The organism is Clostridium niameyense, assembly GCF_001243045.1.
Lineage (GTDB): Bacteria > Bacillota > Clostridia > Clostridiales > Clostridiaceae > Clostridium_F > Clostridium_F niameyense.
In genome coordinates, this window is sequence record NZ_LN849007.1 from 2,220,002 (window position 1) to 2,235,772 (window position 15,771).

Below are 15,771 nucleotides of genomic sequence, written 5' to 3' on the forward strand. Positions count from 1 at the left end.
ATAATTCCACTCCTTAATTACTTTTTATAAGCATATATTCCTCTATACTCTTCCGGTATAAGTTCTGCTATTTTATACATAAAATAATCCATAACCCTATCTTCATATTCATGCTTATTTTCTTCTTTTAATTTTTTAGGTATTTCTATAGGCTTTCCTATATTTAAATTAACCTTTGCAAATTGAAAAGATTCTAATCCCATATCTTTATCATTTATAGGTAATAACTTTTCTGTTCCTGTTATACCTAAAGGAATCACTGTAGCTTTAGATAGCTTTTGAATCAAAATAACACCTTTTTTAGGTTCTATTAATCCAGCTGTTCTACTTCTAGTACCTTCTGGAAAAATTAAAATATTATTTTTTGCCTTTAGTGTTTTCACTATACTATATATAGCTTCTTTATCTGCTGTATTTGGCTTTATAGGAATAGTCTTTGTTATTTCTATACCTAATTTGGTTAATGAATTATCGTTAAGTTTAACCCCAGCTATAAAAGTTATATCCTGATCTTTCAATGCCCTATTTAATACTAAAGCATCAGAATTACTTAAATGATTACATATAAATATAATAGGCTTTTCCACATCATTTAAATTTTCATAACCACTTACTGTAATATTGGCATATTTTCGTATATACCCATTTAATATCGTATTTGCGATGAATTTTAAGGGACCTTTGGGAAGGCATCCTATTAATCTTATCATTTTAGGAGAAATCATAATAAATAACACCTCACATGTTAAACAATCTATAATCTTATAAAACTAATATCCTAATTTAAATCATATATAATAGATTATAATTGTAAATATCCCAAAAGTCTATTATGATTATTTTGTTTTTACTCAATAAGCTAGGAGATAGTTTATGAAAAATTATATCATTACACATTTTTTTCATTTTCATCATAGTTTTAAAACAATAATCTTATAATTCTAACTTATCCTAACTACTTTAGCTGGTATACCAACTGCTGTAGAATTTAATGGTATATCTTTTAAAACTACTGCATTAGCTCCTATTTTTACATTGTTTCCGATATTTATAGGTCCTAAAATCTTAGCACCACTTCCAATTACAACATTATTACCTATCGTAGGATGTCTTTTACCTTTATCCTTTCCTGTTCCTCCTAATGTTACTCCGTGATATAGAGTAACATTATCTCCAATTTCTGCAGTTTCCCCAATTACCACTCCCATACCATGATCTATAAATAATCCTTTACCAATAACGGCACCAGGATGAATCTCTATACCAGTTAAAAATCTACTAGCTTGCGAAATAAGTCTCGCAATAAAAAAACAATGAATTTTATAGAAAAAATGTGCTATTCTATGATGTATTAATGCATGGATAAAAGGATACAATATAAAAACTTCCAAAGAGTTTCTAGCTGCTGGATCTTTTTCCATAGCATTTTTTAGATCATATATTAATAGTTTAAATGGATTTTTCATAAAATCTCCTCCATATTATATTAGTCATATAGTCCTAAAGACATATATTTTTCTCCTCCATCTGGAGCTACAGTCACAACCTTTTTGCCTTTTCCTAGCTTCTTAGCTATTGCAAAAGCTGCTGCAATATTAGCTCCTGAAGATATTCCTAGCAATATTCCTTCTTTTTTAGCAACATTTTTAGCATATTCATATGCTGCTTCATTGGTTATAGTCATAACTTCATCCACTACATTTTTATCATAAAGTTCTGGTATAAATCCTGCTCCTATACCTTGTATTTTATGTGATCCTGCTTTTCCACCTGATATAACAGGTGAATCAGAAGGTTCTACTGCAATTACTTTAATATTTTTATTAACTTCCTTTAATTTCTTGCCTACACCAGATAAAGTTCCACTAGTACCTACAGAAGATACGAATGCATCCACTTCTCCTAAATCTTCAAGTATTTCAATAGCTGTAGTTTCATAATGTTTTTGTGCATTAGCTTTATTAGAGAATTGCTGAGGTATAAAATAACCATCTTTACCCTTAGCAATTTCTTCTGCTTTTTCTATAGCACCTTGCATACCTTTGTTACCCTCTGTAAGAATTAATTCTGCACCATAAGCTTTTAACATACTTCTTCTTTCCATGCTCATAGAATCTGGCATAACAATTATTACTCTATATCCTTTAAATCTTCCTACCATAGCAAGACCTATTCCAGTGTTTCCACTAGTAGGCTCAACTATCACATCTCCTTTTTTTAATATTCCATCCTTTTCTGCTGCTTCTATCATTCCCAAAGCTGCCCTATCCTTTATACTTCCTCCTGGATTAAATTTCTCTAGCTTTATATATATATGCGCCATATTGTCCTCTGTCATATTGTTTAATTTAAATAAAGGTGTATTTCCAATTAAGTCTACTAAATTTTCATAGATCATATAAATATCCTCCTTGTTTTTTTATTTTAATACAAAAAACTTCATCTCTATATATAGAGACGAAGTTAATATCCGTGGTTCCACTCTAGTTAGGTTTAAAACCTCACTTTATTCAAGTACCTAAATTATACTCTATCACTATAACGGGTGAACCCGATGTAACCTACTTAATTCAGCACATAACTCCAAAGCGCACTTCAGATAAACTTCCTTTAGAAATCTCTCAGCAAAACGATTCCCTCTCTTAAAAGGTTATTTAACTTACTTTTCTTTATCATAGTATTTAAATTGTATTTCCGAGTACTTTAGTATGAATTATATAATATTATTATATGATAATTTTGAATTTTGTCAACTACTTAGCTACAAAATCTATGTTTACCTATTACTTTTATTAGAGGTCTGGACCATATCCATTTACTTGTAGCTGTAACTGGATTAAAATAATATATAGCTCCATCTGAGGGATCCCATCCATTTAGTGCATCCCTAGCTGCATTTATAGAACTTTGTTCTAGATTCGCATTAATTTGACCATCTACTATAGCTGTAAAAGCACCTGGTTGATATATAACTCCTGCTATAGTATTTGGAAATTTTGAATCTCTTGTTCTATTTAAAACTACAGCTCCTACAGCTACCTGTCCTTCATAAGGTTCTCCTCTAGCTTCACCATTTATAAGTCTTGCAAGTAACATTACATCCTGATTATTACTAGAATACTGCGGTGATGATGTAGAAGTAGATCCCACGTTTATTCCCAATGCAGCTAAAGTTCTATCTCCTATTATGCCATCTACTTTCAATCCATTCTTTGCTTGAAAATTTCTTATAGCTGTATAGGTCCCATATCCGAAAATACCATCTACAGATCCATCATAATAACCCCATGCTTTTAACTTTCTTTGGGCTTCTGTTATGGTACTTCCTCTATTTCCATAATAGTATGCCACAGCTTTAGCTGCATTTTCATAAGGTAATGTATAAAATGTAGTACTTCCATAAGCTATCATTATAGCTAATAAATAAATTAAAGCTCTTTTAAAATATATATTTTTTTTCATTAGAAATCCTCCCAATAACCATATGATTATCCAAGAATATTTTAATTTTAGTTTGCTCATAAATTCATAAAAAATACTAAGTAAAATTAAAAAAGGAAACATAACTCTATTATGTTTCCTTTAAAATCTATTTTTTAGAAAAAATACTATAATTAATATTCTTATTTTCTATTATTACGGATAAATCTTTTAAGTTTAGATCACTTAAACTTTTATAAGATACTTTTAACTTTATACCATTGTTAATCATATCTAGGGAATCTACATTATCCCACATGATTAAAAAATCAGAAGGTTTTCTATTAAATAATTTTTCTAAAGAATTCACTATACTAATTTTCTTACCTAATAATAAACGTCCTGTATCTAAGGCTATTACCTTATATTCCCCTATCATTTCTCCTATTCTTAAATCATTTACTTTTACTAAATTTTTACCCTCTTTATCTACAACTTGTTTATTTAAAATATCCTTTGATAAAAGATAAGAATACTTTTGTAATATTATATCCCTAGTACTTATCACTCTTATTATTATCTTTCCTTCATTCTCGTAAAAAGATATATTCTTAAATTCATAATTATATATTTCCCCATTTTTTTTAAGTTTATATGCTATAGCTCTAGGATAATCATCTTCTGTAGTTACATATATATCTATTAATTTTCCTATATAATCACCATATTCATCATAAACTTTCTTATTTAGAACTTTAGTTAAGAAAAAACTTTGCAATTTTTTCATAAATGTTCCTCCTTCCATTATTCAGAGAAACATTTACATACTTAAAAAGTTAAATTATAATTTATAAAATAACGGTGAATTTAAAGCACAAATGTCTCCTTGAATAATATCTATTAAATTTTTTATTTTAATACACCTCCGACTAAGAGGACCATTATCCATTGAGTGCTCACCACCTTAATTTAAAAATAAGTAGCAAAACTTTGCTACTCCTGTAAATAAACTTAATATATTCTTATATTTTTATTATATTTATAATTAGTGCATTTTGCAACTAAATTTATTTTTGATAATGAACTTATACATTTGTATAATAATAGTATTGCACCATAATTTAAAATAGATAGGAGAATGAATAAGTTTGAATAAAAACAAATTTTTGCCTGTAAATAAAGATGATTTAAAAGAATTAAATATAGAGCAATTAGATTTTATAATAGTAACTGGAGATGCATATGTTGATCATCCATCTTTTGGAACAGCTATTATAGGTAGAGTTCTAGAACGTGAAGGATTTTCCGTAGGTATTATAGCACAACCTGATTGGAATAACATAAATGAATTTAAAAAGTTAGGTAAACCTAAGTTTGCTTTTCTTGTCAACTCCGGTAATATAGATTCAATGGTAAATCACTATACTGCTTCTAAAAAAAGAAGACATAGTGATTTATACTCACCTGGTGGAGAATTTGGCCATCGACCAGATAGAGCAGTTATTGTTTACTGTAATAAAATTAAAGAAGCCTATAAAGATACTCCTATAATAATAGGTGGTATAGAAGCCAGTCTTAGAAGATTTGCTCACTATGATTATTGGGACGACAAAGTAAGACGAAGCATTATTATGGATTCCAGTGCTGATCTATTGATTTACGGTATGGGAGAAAAGCCTATAGTCCAGGTAGCTAATCTTTTAAAATACGGAATGGATATTCATAAAATAAATGATGTTAGAGGAACAGTTTATGTAGCTAAAGATTTAGATAATCTAAAAAACTATAATCTTTGTCCTTCTTTTGAAGAAGTTTCTTCTAACAAAAAATCTTATGCTGAAAGCTATAAGGTTCAATATTATGAACAAGATTTTATAAGAGGATCAACCATAGTTCAAAAGCATAAAGATAGATATGTAATACAAAATCCGCCTCAAGAACCTATGACAGAAGAAGAAATGGATGCAGTATATGACCTTCCATTTGCTAAAACCTATCACCCCATGTATGAGAAAAAAGGAGGCATACCTGCCATCTCCGAAGTAAAATTTTCTATAACTAGTCATAGGGGTTGCTATGGTAGTTGTTCTTTTTGTGCCTTAACTTTTCATCAAGGAAGGGTAATTCAAAATAGAAGTTCTAAATCTATAATAAACGAAGCTAAAGATATAACAAATTTTAAAGATTTTAAAGGATATATACATGATGTAGGTGGACCTACTGCTAATTTTAGACATAGAGCCTGTAAGGTACAAGAAACTCATGGAACTTGTAAAAATAGACAATGCATATTTCCAACAGCCTGTAAAAACCTTATTATAGATCATAAAGAATATTTAAATTTACTTAGGGAAATACGAAAATTACCTAGAGTAAAAAAAGTTTTTATACGTTCTGGTATTCGATTTGACTATTTAATTTATGATAAAAACGATGAATTCTTTAATGAATTGTGTAAACACCACATAAGTGGTCAACTTAAAGTTGCTCCTGAGCATATAAGTAACAAGGTATTAAAATTAATGGGAAAACCTAATAGGCGAGTTTATGATAAATTTGTTAAAAAGTATTTTTCTATAAATAAAAAATTAAATAAAAAACAATTTTTAGTTCCTTACTTAATGTCCAGTCATCCCGGTAGTGATTTAAATGCAGCTATAGAACTTGCTGAATATATAAAAGAGATGGGATATACTCCAGAACAAGTACAAGATTTTTATCCAACTCCTGGTAGCTTATCTACAACTATGTACTATACAGGCATAAATCCACTAACCTCTGAAAAAGTTTATGTACCTAAATCAGCAGAAGAAAAGAGTATGCAAAGAGCTTTACTTCAATTTTCTGTACCTAAAAATTATGATTTAGTAAAAAAAGCCTTAATTAAATCTCATAGGGAAGATTTAATTGGAAATGGACCTAACTGTCTAATCCCTTATAAAAAAACTAATATGAAGCCTTATGGAAAATCTTATGAAAGAATACGTACAAAGAATAAGGAAAAACCTAATAACAAATCTTATGGGAAAAAAAGATTTAAAAATAAAAATTAAAATTAGGCATGTAATACATAAAGTATTGCATGCCTAATTTGTTTTTCGTAGTTTGCTTAGAGAATAATAAATAGTATATATCCAGATTAGATTTCCAACTACTCCTGGTGGCATTTTTGTGATTTTAAATAAGTATACTAATATTTCTATTATATTTACTATACTACTTATAAATATTAAATATAATATATTCCTATTTATTTGTTTTTTACCCGTATTTAAAAAAGCTAAAAATAAAAATATTAGGTTAATAATTATAAAATAAAAATATATATTAAAAGGTGTTAATATATTCATTACATAAACATTATTACTTATATCTATATTTATAGGATATCTCATAACTAGTAATAAATACATTAACGAAAATAACACTATAATAAAATACATATAATTTAAATTAAATTTATTATTCCTTATACATATGTAAAAACATAACAATACTCCTACAGGCATAGCAATAAAATCTATAAAATAAAAGTATTTAAATATATATAAATACTTTATATTACTTAATAGAAGTAAGCTTATTATCCCAATAAACTTAAATATTAAAAGTAAATATAAAACTGTAGAAATCAACTTCATTTTATAAGGTAATACATTTTTATTTTTTAATCCCTGAAATAATATAAAAAATATACAAAATATACAAAGTATATAAATATAAAATTCAGCCATAATTCATCTCCAAAATTAGTACTATTACTTATATTTATTTACTTTAACTTTAAACTATTCCTAAATTTTTAATGTTTTACCCCTAAAATTTCAATTCCACCTTCTTCACATTCTATAGTTAGTGGAAAATCTGGACCTCTCTCGCCATCTATATCTGTGACTATGCTCTCATTACACTCTACATCTATTCTATTAGTTTTAAAATATATTATAGATTTTACACCTTCTAGATGTTCCCCTCTTATCATTTTAATAAATAATCCTATCATTTCTTTTATCATACATGCCTTTACTATTATTACATCTAATAATCCATCATCTGCCTTAGATTTATAGGCCATATTTAAGTTTCCCGCTGTTTGTCCATTAAAGACTAACATTAGATACATATCTCCATCAAACTGAATTTCTTTAGAATTTACTTTAATTTTTAATTTTCTAAAATTAGGCAATTGTTCTATTCCCTTTATATAATATGCTAATTTACCCATGGTGTTTTTTAGATTTATATCTGTTTTTTGAGATACATCAGTAAAAAGCCCTGTACTTGCTACGTTTACAAAATATTTATCATTTATTTTTCCTATATCTAACTTTTTAGGCGTACTATTTAATATTTGTTCACATGCCTTTTCTATATCTAATGGTATACCTATAAATTTAGCAAAATCATTTGCTGTTCCTACAGGTAATATTGATATAGGAATTTCTACACCTAATTTTTTCATATTATTTACTACATTATCTACAGTACCATCTCCACCAGCAATTAGTACATATTTATAGCTTTTATCTATATCATTAAAAGCTTCTTCTAGATTACAGTTTAAGTCTATTCTATAAGGCACTACTTCATATCCATATTTCTGGTGAATCTTTATAACCGTGTCTATATCAGATATTATAGTTTTTTCTCCTGAATATGGGTTATAAATAAATTTTACCTTATCCATTTTCAATCTCCTCTTATAGATTTTTTAAATTATAACCATTTAATTATATCATTATATATAGTAAATCCACAAGATTATAGCATAAAATCCTGTGGATATTGGAATTATTAATTATTTTGTTCAGAAATATCACTTAAAGCTTCTTGAGCTTCGTGGCTACAATTAGGATCTACAGCTATATCCCCTAATGCAACTATACCTGATATTTTACCATTATCTTCAACAGGTAATCTTCTTATTTGTCTTTCACTCATTATTCTTGCCGCATCCTGTATATCCATATCTGTATTGGCTACTACTGGATTTGATGTCATTATATCTGAAACTTTTAAATTAGCACTATTTTTCCCAGTAGCTACTGCTCTTAATGCTATATCCCTATCTGTAATTATTCCAATAACTTTTTCACCATTACACACAGGTACAGATCCTACATTATATTTGGACATAAGTTCTGCTGCATTTTGTACTGTATCTTCTCTATTTAGTGTAGCAACATCTTTACTCATAACTTCATCTATGTTCATAATAACACCTCCAAAATTATTTTAACCATAAACACTTATTTTTATTTTAAAATTTACTATAATAAGTAGTATAGTGTTTACAAATAAGTGTCATTTTACTTTTTTCCCCTTAAAGTTATTGTAAAAATGTTGTATAATGATATATAATTTAATTTGTAAAATTATTATAGAATTTATATATATTTTTTTAGGAGTGATAATATAATGGCAAAAATAGCTAAGAGTGCCGTACCAAATGCATTTACATTGGGAAATTTAGGTTGTGGAGTTATGTCTTTAATGATGACCTTTCAGGATAATTATAAATGGGCTGCTTTATTTATATTATTGGCAGGTTTAATGGATAGATATGATGGAAGAGTTGCTAGATTTTTAAAAGTTGATAGTGACTTAGGCAAGGAATTAGATTCTCTTGCAGATTTAGTTTCTTTCGGTGTTGCACCTTCTATATTAATATTTCATGCTTATAATTTCGTAAATTTAGGTATACTTGGATACATACTTGTTCTTGTATTCCCTATATCTGGAGCTTACAGGTTAGCTCGATATAATACTACTGATTTTGATGGTGTCTTTTATGGAATACCAATAACATTAGCTGGTATGTTCATGGCTTTCTATTCTTTAATAACAATGAATAGAATCACTAATCAACAACTTACTATAATATTACTTATAGCATTATCCTATTTAATGGTAAGTCGTATAAGATTAAAGAAATTCTAATAAGTTATAAAAAATAAAACACGGGAAAATCTAATTTAAAAGATTTTCCCGTGTTTTATTTTTTATTTATGCCACATAGTAATAAGCAAAGGTTATTATTAAATAGGTTGCAATCAATATAGCTCCTTCGAACCAATAAGTTTTTCCATCTTGGAATACAAAAAAAGACATCCCTGCTGCTATTATAGTTATAATAATTTGAAAACTACTAAATAAAAACGTCATACTTAGTCCACAAAAATAAGAAAATATAATCAATATAGGGGTAACAAATAAGAAAATTTGTATACTTGAACCTATTGCTATCTCTAAACTTAAATTTATTTTATTTTTAGCTGCACACAATATAGCTGATACATTTTCTCCTATATTACCTAGTATAGGTATAAACATTATCCCTATAAATTCTTGAGATATGTTATAACACTTAACTACTTCTTTTATATTTAAAATAAGCTTCTCACTGATAAAATAAAGAATTATAGAAATCAAAATTATATTTATGAATAATTTAAAAAATTGCTTGTCTTTCTTAATCATTTTTTGCTCTCCCAATTCACTTACCACAAAAAGATTACTATGGGTATATAATGAGAAGATCAGTCCCAGTATATATATAAAAATGAATATTATAGCAATTTTTACACTCAAAGTACTTATTAAATTTGGAGAAATTTTACCTTTATGCATATTTAAAGCTGCAACTATTATCATTGTAGATAATGCTATAAACAACATACTAAAATTAGTTCTTGCTACTATTTTATTAAAGCTTTGCTCTTTATATTTTACTCCACCTACAAATATAGATATTCCTAAAACTAATAATATATTACTTATTATAGATCCAATAAGAGCTGCCTTTGCCATAGAAAGCATCCCACACTTAATAGACCAAAGTCCCATTGTTAATTCAGGCATATTACCTATAGCTGCTGCTAAAAGTCCCCCTTTTTTTTCTCCTATATATTCTGATATGGTGGATGTGAGTTCCCCCAATATTACAGCTACTGGAATTACAGCTAAAGAATACATTATAGTATTTAATAAACTATTAGAAGTACTAAATATTATTAAAATCATACAAAATACTATATATATTTTTTTCATATTAATCTCCTTTGTAACATCTTTTTAGTTTATCCCTTTTGAGTTAATATCTCATCTTTCCCTTAATATCTTATTCTAGGTACTACTAATTGTTACAACAGCCCTATTTTATAAAATAATAAAAATAAAATGCGCAAAATCTTTATAAATAAAGAATTCTACGCATTTTATTATATAAATTTGCTAATGGAAACAGCTCTCCCCTATAAATTCTCTTAATATGGAATTTTCAGGAGTTAGATTTTTATCTATTTCTTTAAAAAAATTTAAAAAACTCTTTAATCTTATTGCTTCATAATATACTGTACTACTTTTATCTACCTTATTTAATTCTGATAAAGCATATTTTTTTAATACACATAATTCATATACCAAAGTAGAATTAAACATTATATCTGCATTTTCCTGAAATACAAATATATTTTTTTCTTCTCCTTTTTTTATGGATGGCCACATTTTTAATGTTTCCTCCACAGCATATCCTCTAAATAAATAATCTCTAACTATTCTTCTAATAATTCTAACATCGGTAGTAGATATTGTGTTATGATTATCTAAATTTAATTGAGTTAAAGCACTTATATATACTTTAAATTTATTATCATTTGATATATCTTTAGTTAATATAGGATTTAATCCATGTATGCCTTCTATAATTAATATTCCTCTTTCAGGTAATTTAACTTTTTTATCTTTCCATTCTCTTTTTCCTGTTTTAAAATTAAAAGTTGGAAGCTCTACTTCTTTACCTTCTAACATATCCTTTAAATTATTATTAAATAATTGTAGATCTAAAGCATTAATGCTTTCAAAATCATAGTTTCCTTTTTCATCTTTAGGAGTATACTCCCTATTTACAAAATAATTATCTAATGATATTGAAAACGGAATAAGCCCATTAACTCTTAATTGAATACCTAACCTTTTCGAAAATGTAGTTTTTCCTGAAGAAGTAGGTCCTGATATTAGCACTACTTTAACTTTTTCTTTTTCTTTTATTTTATCAGCTATATTTGCTATTTTTTTCTCATGTAAAGCCTCCGATACCCTAACTATATCTATAATTTCGTTATTATCTACTTTATCATTTAAAGCACCTACATCAGGTACATCTAGTATATCTCCCCACTTCTCTGTTTCTCTAAATATTTTAAATAACTTTGGATAATTAATAAATTTAGGTATATTAAAGATATCTTTCTCCGTAGGATATCTTAATATAAATCCTGAATCATAATAAATAAGATCAAACTTATTTATTACACCTGTAGAATATGCCATGGCACCATAAAAATAATCATATCTTTCCCCTAATTTATATAATTTAACTTTCTTAAATGGCATTTGTTTTAAAAGTCTAACCTTATCAATCATACCATAATTTTCAAATATTTTTATAGCTTTTGACTTTTCCATATAAATTTTTTCTATTTTTAAATCTTTTTCTATTATTTCTAACATTTTATTTTTTATTTTTATTATATCTTGTTTTGTTAACTGTGATGATTTGTGAATTTCCCCAAATAATCCCTTACCAAAAGAGTGTTCCATAATAATCTTGGCATCTTTATATAAATCTAAAGTAGACTTTACTAAAATAAATCTTAAAGTTCTTATATAAGTTCTAAGACCAATATCTTCCCTTATATCAATAATCTTAAAAATTCCACTTTTATTTATCTTAGAATTAAGTTCATAATATTCATCATCTATTTTAGCTAATGTTATTGGTATAAAACCTTTTAAATTATACTTTTTTATTACATCATACAAAGTACATTCCTCGGAAACGTATATATCTTTATTATTGGGTAATGTTAACCTAAATTCTTTCATATATTCATCTCCCTTATTACTATTAATACCATTATACTTTATAAAATATAATTTTCTACTTATACTCATATTTTTATTAAAATTTGTCACAATATATTTATAAGGAGGATTGTATATGTTTATAGTATTGATACGAACCATAATACTATATTTTTTAGTTATTTTATCCATGAGGCTTATGGGAAAAAAACAGATAGGAGAATTAGAACCTTTCGAACTTGCAATAACTATCATGATTTCAGAATTAGCTTCCCTACCTATGCAAGATACAGAAATTCCACTACTACATGGTGTTATACCTATTTTAACCTTATTAGTAATACAAACTACAGTATCTATACTACAACTTAAAAGTGAAAAAATAAGACTTTGGGTGAACGGAAAACCTAGTATATTAATTGATCAAGGTAAAATAATTAAGCAAGAGCTAAAAAATCAAAGATTTAATATAAATGATTTAATGGAAGAACTTAGACTTCAAGGTTATTATGATATACAAGATGTAGAGTACGCTATACTAGAAACAAGCGGTCAATTATCTGTAATTCCTAAAACTAATAAAGCCACAGTTACTAAGGAAGATTTGTTTATTCAAGCTTCACAAGACAAAGTTCCAATTACATTAATATTAGATGGAAAAGTTAATTTGGATAACTTAAAAGTTGCCCAAAAAGATGAAAAGTGGTTAAAAGACCAACTTAAGCAAAATCAAATATCATCTTATAGCGAATTAATAATAGCTTTAATAAATTCTAAAGGGCAATTTTATTATCAGAAAAAAGATTTATAAGTAGGTGATATTATTAAAAAGGCAAAAATTTCTTATATTATATTTTTTATAACTATTATAGTATTGGCTATTTATTCTTTTAAATTAACTAATACTTGTAACGATCTTATAAATAAATGTGAAGTATTAGAGCAATCTATAAAATCTGATTCTTGGGAAGCTTCTTATAATGATTCTGTAGATTTACTTAAAAAATGGGAAAAAGAAAATAGCGTTATATCTTCAATGGTACATCACTCAGAAGTAGATAATATGAATAATGAATTATGGAAACTAACTCAATATACAAAATTTAATAATAAAGAAGAATCCTTAGCATCAATCCACGTCATAAAATTTTTATTAAAACATATTATAGAAATGGAAAGAATTAATATAACAAATATTTTATAATTAATATAGTACTATATTAATTGTTTTTATTATATAGTACTATACTAGTTCTTTGTATATAACTCATATTTATTTTACTATACTTTAAAAAACCATCTAAATGTTTTATAATAAACTATAGAAAATAATGTTTTAATAGCTTATAATTAATATTAGAATGTTGAAAAGTCCCACCGGGACTTACAAAGTCCCGTGGGTTAAAATAACTTTGGAAGGTGGAGTTTAAAAATGGCATTAGTAACAACTAAGGAAATGTTCAAAAAAGCTTATGAAGGTAATTACGCTATAGGTGCCTTCAATATTAATAACTTAGAAATATTACAAGGAGTTGTAAATGCTGCAAAAGCTGAAAATTCTGCAGTTATATTACAAGTATCTTCTGGTGCATTAAAATATGCTGGTCCTAAATATTTAAAGGCTATGGTAGATGCTGCTGTAGAAGAAACTGGAATAGATATAGCCCTACATTTAGATCACGGCCCAGATTTTGAAACTGTAAAATTAGCTATAGAAACAGGATTTACTTCTGTAATGTTTGACGGTTCTCATTATGACTATGAAGAAAATGTAGCCAAGACTAAAGAAGTTGTTGACTACGCTCATGCTCATGGAGTTGTTGTTGAAGCTGAACTTGGAGTATTAGCTGGTATAGAAGACGATGTTAAGAGCGACGTACATATATATACTGATCCAGATCAAGCTGTAGACTTCGTAAATAGAACTGGTGTTGATTCATTAGCTATAGCTATTGGAACAAGCCACGGCGCTTACAAATTCGCTGGAAAAGCTGAATTAAGATTTGATATATTAGAAGATATTCAAAATAAGTTACCTGGATTCCCAATAGTTCTTCACGGAGCTTCATCTGTTGATCCAGAATCTGTTGAAACTTGTAATAAATATGGTGGAAACATAGCTGGAGCTAAAGGGGTACCTGCTGATATGCTTAGAAAAGCATCTTCAATGGCTGTATGTAAAATAAACATGGATACTGACTTAAGATTAGCTATGACAGCTGCTATAAGAGAAACTCTTGCTAACAATCCAAAAGAATTCGATCCAAGAAAATATTTAGGAGCTGGAAGAACTAGAATAGAAAATATAGTTAAAACTAAAATCAAAAATGTATTAGGATCAACTGATTCTTTAAAATAACCTTAAATAAAAGGTATGTTATTTAATAACATACCTTTTATTTAAAATAAATTTTATTTTTGTATATAATTATAAGCATTTTTTATTACTATATTTACAGAACCATCTCCTACTCTTTTTATCTCAAACCTATCTGTGTCATGATAAGATTGCTCATCTATATATAAATCAATATCCTTATCTATTTTAAGCCTAATCCTTTTAAATTTCTTTTCTACCCATTCTTTATCTACAGTAACCTTTTCATTTACCCCTTGCTCGGCTATAAACTCATTATAACTAAGTTTAGCTTCTGAATCTCCAAAAATATCTTGGGATAACTCCTCTACATTTATGGTATCTTTTTCCTTTAGGGCCTTATTTACATTTCTTATAACCTTTTCCGATAAAGATGCATTTTCTTCTAGATTTGATTTAGTCCATTTTTCTGTGGCTTTTACAAAACTTTTAGTAATATCTCTTTCATTAGCAATTATAGTACATCCTAAATACTTATTTATAAAGTAATTTGAACCATACTCTTCATTTTTTGATTTACTTTGTTTATCTATTACCATTAAATTAAAGTCCTGATCCTCTCTTATGGGTTTTATAAATGCGCACTTTTGTATTTTTTGTGAGCTTACTGGAAGTCCTGTAAGTTCAGGTACTATTTTTATTCCCACTTTTTCATCCACAAAATCTACAACATGTATATAATTTTTAACATAATCCATTTTTAATATAGCAAGCATAGGCCCATACTCTGTAGATATAGAAACTACCATTAAATCACAGGAAGAAATATTTTCATTTCCCTTCATCAATATAAAAAGTTGACTAGCTAATTCCTTAGATACATCAACTAAATCATTTTGACCATTTAAATATTCTTGAGATATTTCTTTTACTATATTTCTTTCTTTATTAAATACAGCATATTTTAGTTCCTCATCTTTTAAGCATCTATCTATATGTTTTAATATAAACTTATAAATTTCATCATCTAAACTAAGTCTATACTGATTTAAAATAGGCTCATCACTATTATTATCTAAAATATGAATTACAGCCTCATTTATATTTATTTCTTTTATGTATTCCAAAAAACTCACTCCTATTTCCAATATATAGCATTTATTATATTA

The 15,771-nt window shown here is 27.1% G+C and carries 15 protein-coding genes and 1 other annotated feature; of the genes, 5 read left to right on the plus strand and 10 right to left on the minus strand.

What is annotated here, in order from left to right; genetic code table 11:
- Positions 1-17 precede the first annotated feature (17 nt).
- From BN1711_RS11380 to BN1711_RS11400, 5 genes are all read right to left on the minus strand, one after another.
- Positions 18-725, minus strand: a complete 708-nt coding sequence (locus BN1711_RS11380; protein ID WP_050608269.1) for a lysophospholipid acyltransferase family protein — start codon at positions 723-725, stop codon at positions 18-20.
- Positions 726-941: 216 nt separating this feature from the next.
- Complete coding sequence (epsC, locus tag BN1711_RS11385) at positions 942-1,466, minus strand: serine O-acetyltransferase EpsC (RefSeq protein ID WP_050608270.1); 525 nt, start codon at positions 1,464-1,466, stop codon at positions 942-944.
- A 20-nt stretch (positions 1,467-1,486) separates the two neighbouring features.
- Entirely contained in the window at positions 1,487-2,398 is a 912-nt protein-coding gene (cysK, locus tag BN1711_RS11390; RefSeq protein WP_050608271.1) for a cysteine synthase A, read from the minus strand.
- A gap of 52 nt (positions 2,399-2,450) precedes the next feature.
- Positions 2,451-2,685, minus strand: a binding site (T-box leader).
- 72 nt (positions 2,686-2,757) lie between these two features.
- On the minus strand, positions 2,758-3,462 hold the full coding sequence (gene sleB, locus BN1711_RS11395) for a spore cortex-lytic enzyme (protein WP_050608272.1): 705 nt from the start codon (positions 3,460-3,462) through the stop codon (positions 2,758-2,760).
- A gap of 127 nt (positions 3,463-3,589) precedes the next feature.
- The gene (locus tag BN1711_RS11400; RefSeq protein WP_050608273.1) at positions 3,590-4,207 is read right to left on the minus strand and encodes a PRC-barrel domain-containing protein; all 618 of its coding nucleotides are present in this window, start codon (positions 4,205-4,207) and stop codon (positions 3,590-3,592) included.
- Positions 4,208-4,568: 361 nt separating this feature from the next.
- On the opposite strand from BN1711_RS11400, the gene BN1711_RS11405 reads away from it, so the two are divergent.
- Positions 4,569-6,473, plus strand: a complete 1,905-nt coding sequence (locus BN1711_RS11405; RefSeq protein WP_129582162.1) for a YgiQ family radical SAM protein — start codon at positions 4,569-4,571, stop codon at positions 6,471-6,473.
- Positions 6,474-7,222: 749 nt separating this feature from the next.
- Here BN1711_RS11405 and BN1711_RS11415 read toward each other — a convergent pair.
- Both BN1711_RS11415 and BN1711_RS11420 read right to left on the minus strand, forming a co-directional pair.
- Positions 7,223-8,107, minus strand: coding sequence for a YegS/Rv2252/BmrU family lipid kinase (locus tag BN1711_RS11415; protein ID WP_050608276.1), 885 nt, complete (start codon positions 8,105-8,107; stop codon positions 7,223-7,225).
- Positions 8,108-8,214: 107 nt separating this feature from the next.
- Positions 8,215-8,634 (minus strand): CBS domain-containing protein, encoded by a 420-nt coding sequence (locus tag BN1711_RS11420; protein ID WP_050608277.1) that lies wholly within the window; start codon positions 8,632-8,634, stop codon positions 8,215-8,217.
- A gap of 204 nt (positions 8,635-8,838) precedes the next feature.
- Between BN1711_RS11420 and pssA the strand changes: the two genes are divergently transcribed.
- Positions 8,839-9,360 carry a CDP-diacylglycerol--serine O-phosphatidyltransferase gene (gene pssA / locus BN1711_RS11425; RefSeq protein WP_050608278.1) on the plus strand — a complete coding sequence of 174 codons (522 nt, stop codon included), beginning with the start codon at positions 8,839-8,841 and terminating at the stop codon, positions 9,358-9,360.
- A 66-nt stretch (positions 9,361-9,426) separates the two neighbouring features.
- Here pssA and cax read toward each other — a convergent pair whose 3' ends face one another.
- Both cax and BN1711_RS11435 read right to left on the minus strand, forming a co-directional pair.
- Complete coding sequence (gene cax, locus BN1711_RS11430) at positions 9,427-10,470, minus strand: calcium/proton exchanger (protein WP_050608279.1); 1,044 nt, start codon at positions 10,468-10,470, stop codon at positions 9,427-9,429.
- Positions 10,471-10,653: 183 nt separating this feature from the next.
- Positions 10,654-12,306 carry a nucleoside kinase gene (locus BN1711_RS11435; RefSeq protein ID WP_050608495.1) on the minus strand — a complete coding sequence of 551 codons (1,653 nt, stop codon included), beginning with the start codon at positions 12,304-12,306 and terminating at the stop codon, positions 10,654-10,656.
- 115 nt (positions 12,307-12,421) lie between these two features.
- On the opposite strand from BN1711_RS11435, the gene BN1711_RS11440 reads away from it, so the two are divergent.
- From BN1711_RS11440 to fba, 3 genes are all read left to right on the plus strand, one after another.
- Positions 12,422-13,096, plus strand: coding sequence for a DUF421 domain-containing protein (locus tag BN1711_RS11440; protein WP_050608280.1), 675 nt, complete (start codon positions 12,422-12,424; stop codon positions 13,094-13,096).
- A gap of 63 nt (positions 13,097-13,159) precedes the next feature.
- Positions 13,160-13,489 (plus strand): DUF4363 family protein, encoded by a 330-nt coding sequence (locus BN1711_RS11445; protein ID WP_243128280.1) that lies wholly within the window; start codon positions 13,160-13,162, stop codon positions 13,487-13,489.
- A gap of 228 nt (positions 13,490-13,717) precedes the next feature.
- A complete protein-coding gene (fba, locus tag BN1711_RS11450; RefSeq protein WP_050608281.1) occupies positions 13,718-14,644 on the plus strand; it encodes a class II fructose-1,6-bisphosphate aldolase in 927 nt (308 codons plus the stop codon).
- 53 nt (positions 14,645-14,697) lie between these two features.
- On the opposite strand, the gene BN1711_RS11455 is transcribed toward fba, so the two are convergent.
- Positions 14,698-15,729: a nucleoid-associated protein gene (locus BN1711_RS11455; RefSeq protein ID WP_050608282.1), complete on the minus strand. Its 1,032-nt coding sequence runs from the start codon at positions 15,727-15,729 to the stop codon at positions 14,698-14,700.
- Between the last annotated feature and the right edge of the window lie 42 nt (positions 15,730-15,771).

What these genes read in the sequence shown, in the direction of transcription:
- BN1711_RS11380 (WP_050608269.1), bottom strand. Translation starts at nt 725, where the DNA reads ATGATTTCTCCTAAAATGATAAGATTAATAGGATGCCTTCCCAAAGGT.
- epsC (WP_050608270.1), bottom strand. Translation starts at nt 1,466, where the DNA reads ATGAAAAATCCATTTAAACTATTAATATATGATCTAAAAAATGCTATG.
- sleB (WP_050608272.1), bottom strand. Translation starts at nt 3,462, where the DNA reads ATGAAAAAAAATATATATTTTAAAAGAGCTTTAATTTATTTATTAGCT.
- cysK (WP_050608271.1), bottom strand. Translation starts at nt 2,398, where the DNA reads ATGATCTATGAAAATTTAGTAGACTTAATTGGAAATACACCTTTATTT.
- pssA (WP_050608278.1), top strand. Translation starts at nt 8,839, where the DNA reads ATGGCAAAAATAGCTAAGAGTGCCGTACCAAATGCATTTACATTGGGA.
- BN1711_RS11440 (WP_050608280.1), top strand. Translation starts at nt 12,422, where the DNA reads ATGTTTATAGTATTGATACGAACCATAATACTATATTTTTTAGTTATT.
- BN1711_RS11415 (WP_050608276.1), bottom strand. Translation starts at nt 8,107, where the DNA reads ATGGATAAGGTAAAATTTATTTATAACCCATATTCAGGAGAAAAAACT.
- BN1711_RS11400 (WP_050608273.1), bottom strand. Translation starts at nt 4,207, where the DNA reads ATGAAAAAATTGCAAAGTTTTTTCTTAACTAAAGTTCTAAATAAGAAA.
- fba (WP_050608281.1), top strand. Translation starts at nt 13,718, where the DNA reads ATGGCATTAGTAACAACTAAGGAAATGTTCAAAAAAGCTTATGAAGGT.
- BN1711_RS11420 (WP_050608277.1), bottom strand. Translation starts at nt 8,634, where the DNA reads ATGAACATAGATGAAGTTATGAGTAAAGATGTTGCTACACTAAATAGA.
- cax (WP_050608279.1), bottom strand. Translation starts at nt 10,470, where the DNA reads ATGAAAAAAATATATATAGTATTTTGTATGATTTTAATAATATTTAGT.
- BN1711_RS11435 (WP_050608495.1), bottom strand. Translation starts at nt 12,306, where the DNA reads ATGAAAGAATTTAGGTTAACATTACCCAATAATAAAGATATATACGTT.